Here is a 6932-nt window from a genome sequence, read left to right on the forward strand (position 1 = left end):
AGATAACTTTGTCGCCACGGTTAAAATGCAAATCCCTGATTTTGATCAGTGGTGCCATTATTTTTTGCCGATATCAAATATAAAGACCGCTAATTTTCTTGAATCGCTGATGTTAAGTCAAATCGCTGTGTGGAAAAACCATTCTTTATCGGCTAAAGTGTTGTCGCCATTTCAAGTATCAGGAACTTGTTCTGTTAATGCTGACTCAAAGTTCCTGAAGATATTGTGGTAAAACTACCGATCAAACGGAGAATCTTAATGAAGAAATTTTTACAAATCGTTGCTGCAACAGTTATTGCTCTACCTTTAGTAGCAACAGCTCATGGCCCTACCCGCCAACAAGTTGAAGAAAAGGTTGTTATTAATGCGGCCCCGGAAAAAGTCTGGGAAATGCTCAAAGATTTCAGTGCTATCGACCAGTGGCATCCTGCTGTTGAAAGCGTGGAAATGAAAGCTGATAACGTCCGTGTTCTGACGTTGAAAAGCGAAGGCAACCCGACTATCACTGAAGAATTAGAAAAAGTTGATGACGAAAGAATGTCTGTCATCTACAAAATCACCGATATGAGTGTCGTCAAAACCATCACCTTCAACAGTAAAGATACGCCTTATTACACACTGCCTGTATCAACCTACAAATCATGGATGTTTGTAAAAGAGGTTGATGGTGGTACAGAAGTTATGTGGCGTGCAAAATTCTACCGTTCGTTCATGGATAACCCTCCTGTACCTGAAGGTCAGGCTGACGCTGACGCAGTTGCAGTCGTTACCGAAGTTTACAAAACCGGTCTGGAAAATCTGAAAAATATCATGGAGAAATAATGCTTTTTTCTATTAACGAAAATGCATTTTTTAAAGCGACCCTTAACCGGGTCGCTTTTTTTGTGCTTGCCAGTTTTAGCCTGTCGGCCTGCGCAGAACCTGCCAATTATGCGTTTATCAGTAATCAGCTAAGTAATGACATCAGTGTTATTGATATCGATAAACAAACCGTAGTCAGTACCATTACTGTGGGTACAGCTCCTGCTGGTGTAGCGTTAAGTCCGGATGGTCAGCGTGTATTGATTACCAATCCAGACAGTCAGAATATTTCGGTATTAGACGCCCGCCAATTAACTGAGATCAGTCAAATCCCGGTAGGCCAAGGTCCTGTAGGCATTGCCACCAATCATAATGGCAGTCTGGCATATGTTGCTGACTGGTATGAGCATAAAATCAGTGTTGTTGAAGTAGATAAACAACTTATCCGTAAACGTATTGATGTCGGAAATTCCCCGGCCGGCGTGATTCTTAATGAATCACAAAACCGTTTATATGTCGCTAATCGTGATGATAATTCGGTGAGCATAATTGATACGATCACCGAGAAGGTTATTGAGACAGTCGAAGTTGGACAAGCTCCGTTTGGCCTTGCCTTAACGGCTGATGGCAAGCGGCTTTTCAGCGTCAATGTGCAGGATAACAGTGTCAGCATGATAGACACCGATAGTCTCGCGGTAATTGCAACGATTGAAGTCGGAGAATGGCCTTACTGCGCCGTGAGCAGTCCTGATGGCAAATTTCTTTATGTCACCAATCAGGATGAAAACACGGTATCTGTGATTGATATTGCTGCCGCTGAAACTATCAATACCATTGAGGTGGATGATAGTCCGGAAGGCATTGATATTACCGCCAATGGTAAGCATCTTTATGTTTCAAACTGGGGAAGTGGCAGTGTTTCCATCATTGATACTACAACCGGCAAACGTATTGAAGATATTAAAACCGGAGATGGTAGCCGTGCCTTTGGCGATTTTATTATCAGCCAATAACACTCTTAGACCGTGCAGATAGAATCACTGGCAGTAACCGATCCAGCTTTGAAAGGGCAAGCAGATATCATTGCTGCCCGCTGTGGTTTACAACTCGTCTCACTGAATACAGATCTGCCTCAGCTGGTGCTTACCGATACTAGATTGGAGATCCGGGTTCCCGGTCTGGGAGGTCCGATATTTATCGATTTTACCGCCGGTAAAAACCAACACCGCCGACAGTTTGGTGGCGGCCGTGGTCAGCCATTAGCCAAAGCCGTTGGACTCAAAAAAGGGGCTAACCCGTATATTGTTGATGCAACAGCAGGTTTTGGCAGAGACGCATTTGTATTTGCCAGCTTAGGCTGCCGGGTCACCTTGATAGAACAGAATCCTGTCATGGCAGCTTTGTTAGCCGATGCGTTACAGCGAGCTGTCGCGGATGATGATGTTGCGGAGATCATTTCGCGCATGCAACTACATCACGGTAATGCCGTGAACTATCTGGCCAGTCTTGCTGAAATTGACCGACCTGATGTGGTTTATCTGGATCCGATGTATCCCTCAAGGGATAAAACTGCATTGGTCAAAAAAGAAATGCAGCTGTTACATCAACTGGTAGGCCCCGATAGCAATAGCTCGGATTTACTTAATATGTCGCGGGAAGTTGCTTTAAAAAGAGTGGCTGTCAAACGACCTAAAGGTGCGGAGTTTTTTGCCAATCAACAACCGCATGTCAGCATCGAAAGCAAAAATACCCGTTACGATATTTACACCCTTAAATTCGCTAACGGCGTTGTTTATCCAACTCTCTAAGATGGGCCAGCTTTTCGGCAATTTTGATTTCCAGACCACGATTCACCGGCTGATAGTATTGCCGCTGCGGCATGGTTTCAGGAAAATAATTTTCCCCCGCCGCATAGGCATCCGGCTCGTCATGGGCGTAACGGTATTCTTTACCGTAATCGAGTTCTTTCATTAATTTGGTGGGTGCATTTCGCAAATGCAATGGCACTTCCGCTGAACCAAAATTTTTGGCATCCTGCATCGCAGCTTTAAAGGCGGTATAAACGGCATTACTTTTAGGTGCGCTGGCAAGATAAACCACGGCTTGAGCTATCGCCAGCTCGCCTTCTGGGCGTCCCAACTTATCAAAGCTCTCCCATGCATCCAAAGCAATGCGTAATCCACGTGGATCGGCATTACCAATATCTTCAACCGCCATTCGCACGATGCGACGCATCAGATAGACCGGATCACAGCCGCCATCCAGCATTCTGCACAGCCAATACAAAGCGCCATCCGGTGAAGAACCACGAACTGACTTATGTAATGCCGATATCTGATCGTAAAAGGCTTCACCGCCTTTATCAAAGCGTCTTAACGTGCCGGATAAAACTTCAGCCAGATCGGCTTCATCAACTTCTGTTTGCTGTTTGCTATCTGCCAGATCAATGGCAATTTCCAGCAGATTCAGTACTCGCCGTCCATCACCATCAGCAGCTTGCGCCAATTGTTCACGCAGTCTGTCATCCAGTTTGATATCACGACCGGCAAGACCGCGAATACCATCCTGCATCGCCCGATCAATGATCAGTTTTAAGTCGTTCACTTCCAGAGATTTGAGCACATAGACCCGTGCTCTTGATAGCAAGGCATTGTTCAGTTCAAAAGAAGGGTTTTCGGTGGTGGCACCGATAAAAGTAAATGTGCCATCTTCAACATAGGGCAAAAAGGCATCTTGCTGAGATTTGTTAAAACGATGTACTTCATCAACAAATAACATGGTGCGTCGACCACGCTCCTGCTGCAGTTGCTTAGCTCGGGTAACGGCTTCCCGTACTTCTTTAACACCAGCTAACACCGCAGAAATACTGATAAATTCTGCATCGCAATATCCGGCAATCAGCCGTGCCAATGTGGTTTTCCCAGTGCCAGGAGGTCCCCAGAAAATCATTGAGTGCGGTTGACCAGTGGCAATCGCCTGTCTTAATGGCTTGCCTTCAGCCAGCAGATGCTGCTGGCCGATATAGTCATCCAATGTCTGCGGCCGCATCCGGTCAGCCAATGGTCGGCCAACCTGTGGATGCAGATTATCAAACAGACTCATTAGGGAATATCGCCCACCACATCAACACCTTCAGGTGTTATAAATTTAAATCTTGAGTCAGGTAGACCCGCATTAATCCGGACATTATTGAATACCAGCCGAGTACGCTGATCAAAACTGTCGACCATCAACATTTCACGGATACCGTTCGCATCAAACGCCAACGCAACAGTTTGATAGGTATTATCGTTTTCTTTCGGCATCAATCGAACCCATTGCAGTTCATCTTCCGATTCCAGCTCGACAATATTGTATTCAGCCTCAGGCAATGTATTACCTGAAAGTAATCCGGCAGGCGTTTCGGCTAAAGCTTCGTCTTGCAGTTTGACGGTAATTTGTTCTAAATCGACGTCGTAAAACCAGATCCGCTCACCATCAGCAACGATTTGTTGAGGAAAAGGCGTGTCATAATCCCAGCGAAATTTACCGGGTCTGGATAACAAAAACTGCCCGGTGGCTTCCTCTACCACCTGTCCATCGGTATCAATCACAGTTTGCTGAAAGTCGGCTTCCAGCTGTGAAACCTGCTTTACAAAATTATTGAGCCTATCGATAGCTGATTCAGCAAAAGCCAATGAAGGCAGGATCAAACCGCCTAAGAGCAACCACTGTGTTGCACAGCGTTTTATCATTTTTCTACTCCAAATCGTTTCAGAACAACTAAGACAACAAACGCAGTCAACTAATTGCATTAGTTGCGTGGTGGTGGGGCCAATACTTCGCGACTACCATTCGTTTGCATTGCAGATACCACACCTGCTGCCTCCATCGCTTCGACAATTCGGGCCGCACGGTTATAACCAATTTTCAGGCGACGCTGCACACCAGAGACAGAGGCACGGCGGCTCTCTGTGACAATTTGCACTGCCTGGTCATAAAGCGGATCGGTCTCACCATCACTGGCATCACCAATACCTGCACTTTCGCCATCATCATCGGAGATATCCTGAGTGATTTCTTCCAGATAATTAGGACCGCCTTGTGATTTCAGGAAATTCACCACGGCATGCACTTCATGATCATCCACAAATGCGCCGTGAACACGTTCCGGTAAACCGCTACCAGGTGGCAGATACAGCATATCGCCCTGGCCTAATAGTTGTTCAGCGCCCATCTGATCAAGGATGGTGCGCGAATCTATACGTGAAGAAACCTGAAACGCCATACGGGTTGGAATATTGGCTTTAATCAAGCCGGTAATAACATCCACCGAGGGTCTTTGCGTGGCCAAAATCAAATGAATACCAGCGGCACGGGCTTTTTGCGCCAGGCGGGCAATCAGTTCTTCCACCTGCTTGCCAACTACCATCATCATATCGGCTAATTCATCGATGATAACGACGATAAATGGCAAAGTTTCCAGCGTCGGGATTGGTTCACCGGGCAATACTTCTGCCATTGGGTCAGGAATCGGCTCGCCATTATCGATGGCATCCTGCACTTTCTTGTTATAGCCAGCAATATTGCGCACGCCCAATGCTGCCATCAAAGGATAACGTCGTTCCATTTCCGCGACACACCAACGCAGTGCATTGGCGGCCTCTTTCATATCGGTAACCACAGGCGTCAATAAATGCGGAATATCTTCGTAAATCGATAATTCCAGCATTTTCGGATCCACCATGATCAGGCGAACCTCTTTTGGTGTGGCTTTATAAAGCAGGCTGAGGATCATTGCGTTAACGGCAACTGATTTACCCGAGCCTGTTGTACCGGCAACCAGCAGATGAGGCATTTTTTCAAGGTTGGCAACCACGGGTCTACCAGCGATATCTTTACCCAAAGCCATGACCAATGGGGATTTACTGTTTTCGTAATCACTGCATGCCAGAATTTCGCGTAACCGAACCACTTCACGAATTTCATTGGGAATTTCCAGACCAACAAACGGTTTGCCCGGAATAATTTCAACAATACGCACGCTGGTAATGGATAACGCCCTGGCCAGATCTTTTGCCAGACCACTGATGCGACTGACCTTGATCCCTGCTGCCGGTTGCAATTCAAAGCGGGTTACTACCGGACCGGGCTGAACCTCAACGACCTGAACTTCCACACCAAAATCTTTTAACTTTAATTCGACCAGACGCGATAACGCTTCTAACACTTCTTCGCTATACCCCGTGGTGATTGCTTTTGGCATGTCCAATAAAGACAAGGTTGGCATACCCGGCGCATCAGGTGTTTCGAACAAGGGTTGCTGGCGTTCTTTTTCTTCACGCTTGCTAGGCTCTTTCACCACTATCTGTGGTTCAACCCGTACTTTAGGCTTACTTTGCATTTTTTCTTTCTGCGCGATAAAGCTTTCTTCACGCTGTTGACGAGTGCGTCTGATTTGCAAATTGCCCTGTAATTCACGACTCCAACGAGACACATGGATCAATACCACCATCGCCATCGCCCCCAGCCGGTCAATCACCATCAGCCAGGATAAGCCGGTAAACAATGTCACCCCTGTCAGCAATAAAGCTAATAGCAATAAACTGGTGCCCGATGCTCCGAATACCGCTTCAAACCCTTGACCAACGGATTGTCCAAGTACACCACCCGCCCCTTCCGGTAAATATTTTGCATACTCAACCAGACTGAGCGATGACAAGCCACTGGCAGCTGCCAATGCCATAATCAATCCGACAGATTTCAATACCCAGAAATGTAATTCATCATCGCCATCAGCACGCTTGCCCCAGCTGAATAACAGCCAGCCACTGAATCCCAGCATTAATGGCGCCAGATAAGCAGGTAAACCAAAAGCAAACAGCAAAGTATCTGCAAGCCAGGCACCGACAATACCTCCCCGATTGGCGATAAAATCGTCAGTTCCGGTGGTCGACCAGCCAGGATCGGTAGGTTCGTAGGTGATTAAAGACAGTAATAGATAAGCCGCCAATGCCAGCGCCAGGATCAGTGCTGCTTCACGAAGTCTGAACCCGACTGCGCCAGCGGAGACATCTGGTTTATTTTTGTCGTTTGCCCGTGTCGCTTGTGCCAATGTGATATTTCCAATGAAGCCAATTGATTAAACGCAG

General features: G+C 46.7%; 7 protein-coding genes. 4 read left to right on the plus strand and 3 right to left on the minus strand.

Translation table 11 applies throughout. The annotated features are described in order from the left end of the window. From Q7V21_RS17470 to Q7V21_RS17485, 4 genes are all read left to right on the plus strand, one after another. Positions 1–232 (plus strand): hypothetical protein (locus Q7V21_RS17470; protein WP_304918511.1); only part of this gene is annotated, 232 nt, incomplete at its 5' end. Positions 233–258: 26 nt separating this feature from the next. Then, positions 259–822: an SRPBCC family protein gene (locus Q7V21_RS17475; RefSeq protein WP_304918512.1), complete on the plus strand. Its 564-nt coding sequence runs from the start codon at positions 259–261 to the stop codon at positions 820–822. After that, entirely contained in the window at positions 822–1814 is a 993-nt protein-coding gene (locus Q7V21_RS17480; protein WP_304918513.1) for a beta-propeller fold lactonase family protein, read from the plus strand. Before Q7V21_RS17475 ends, Q7V21_RS17480 begins: the two co-directional genes overlap by 1 nt. 12 nt (positions 1815–1826) lie before the next feature. Further along, positions 1827–2609 (plus strand): class I SAM-dependent methyltransferase, encoded by a 783-nt coding sequence (locus Q7V21_RS17485; RefSeq protein WP_304918514.1) that lies wholly within the window; start codon positions 1827–1829, stop codon positions 2607–2609. Here Q7V21_RS17485 and Q7V21_RS17490 read toward each other — a convergent pair. Genes Q7V21_RS17490 through Q7V21_RS17500 form a run of 3 tightly spaced genes read right to left on the minus strand, consistent with a single transcriptional unit; the run spans position 2581 to position 6895 of the window. Next, positions 2581–3903 (minus strand): replication-associated recombination protein A, encoded by a 1323-nt coding sequence (locus Q7V21_RS17490; protein WP_304918515.1) that lies wholly within the window; start codon positions 3901–3903, stop codon positions 2581–2583. The two genes, Q7V21_RS17485 and Q7V21_RS17490, sit on opposite strands and share 29 nt — an antisense overlap. Continuing rightward, entirely contained in the window at positions 3903–4535 is a 633-nt protein-coding gene (lolA, locus tag Q7V21_RS17495) for an outer membrane lipoprotein chaperone LolA (RefSeq protein WP_304918516.1), read from the minus strand. Before lolA ends, Q7V21_RS17490 begins: the two co-directional genes overlap by 1 nt. 59 nt (positions 4536–4594) lie before the next feature. Further along, the gene (locus Q7V21_RS17500) at positions 4595–6895 is read right to left on the minus strand and encodes a DNA translocase FtsK (RefSeq protein ID WP_304918517.1); all 2301 of its coding nucleotides are present in this window, start codon (positions 6893–6895) and stop codon (positions 4595–4597) included. Positions 6896–6932: the final 37 nt, after the last annotated feature.

Source organism: Methylophaga sp. (assembly GCF_030651745.1).

What these genes read in the sequence shown, in the direction of transcription:
- Q7V21_RS17490 (WP_304918515.1), bottom strand. Translation starts at nt 3,903, where the DNA reads ATGAGTCTGTTTGATAATCTGCATCCACAGGTTGGCCGACCATTGGCT.
- Q7V21_RS17475 (WP_304918512.1), top strand. Translation starts at nt 259, where the DNA reads ATGAAGAAATTTTTACAAATCGTTGCTGCAACAGTTATTGCTCTACCT.
- Q7V21_RS17480 (WP_304918513.1), top strand. Translation starts at nt 822, where the DNA reads ATGCTTTTTTCTATTAACGAAAATGCATTTTTTAAAGCGACCCTTAAC.
- lolA (WP_304918516.1), bottom strand. Translation starts at nt 4,535, where the DNA reads ATGATAAAACGCTGTGCAACACAGTGGTTGCTCTTAGGCGGTTTGATC.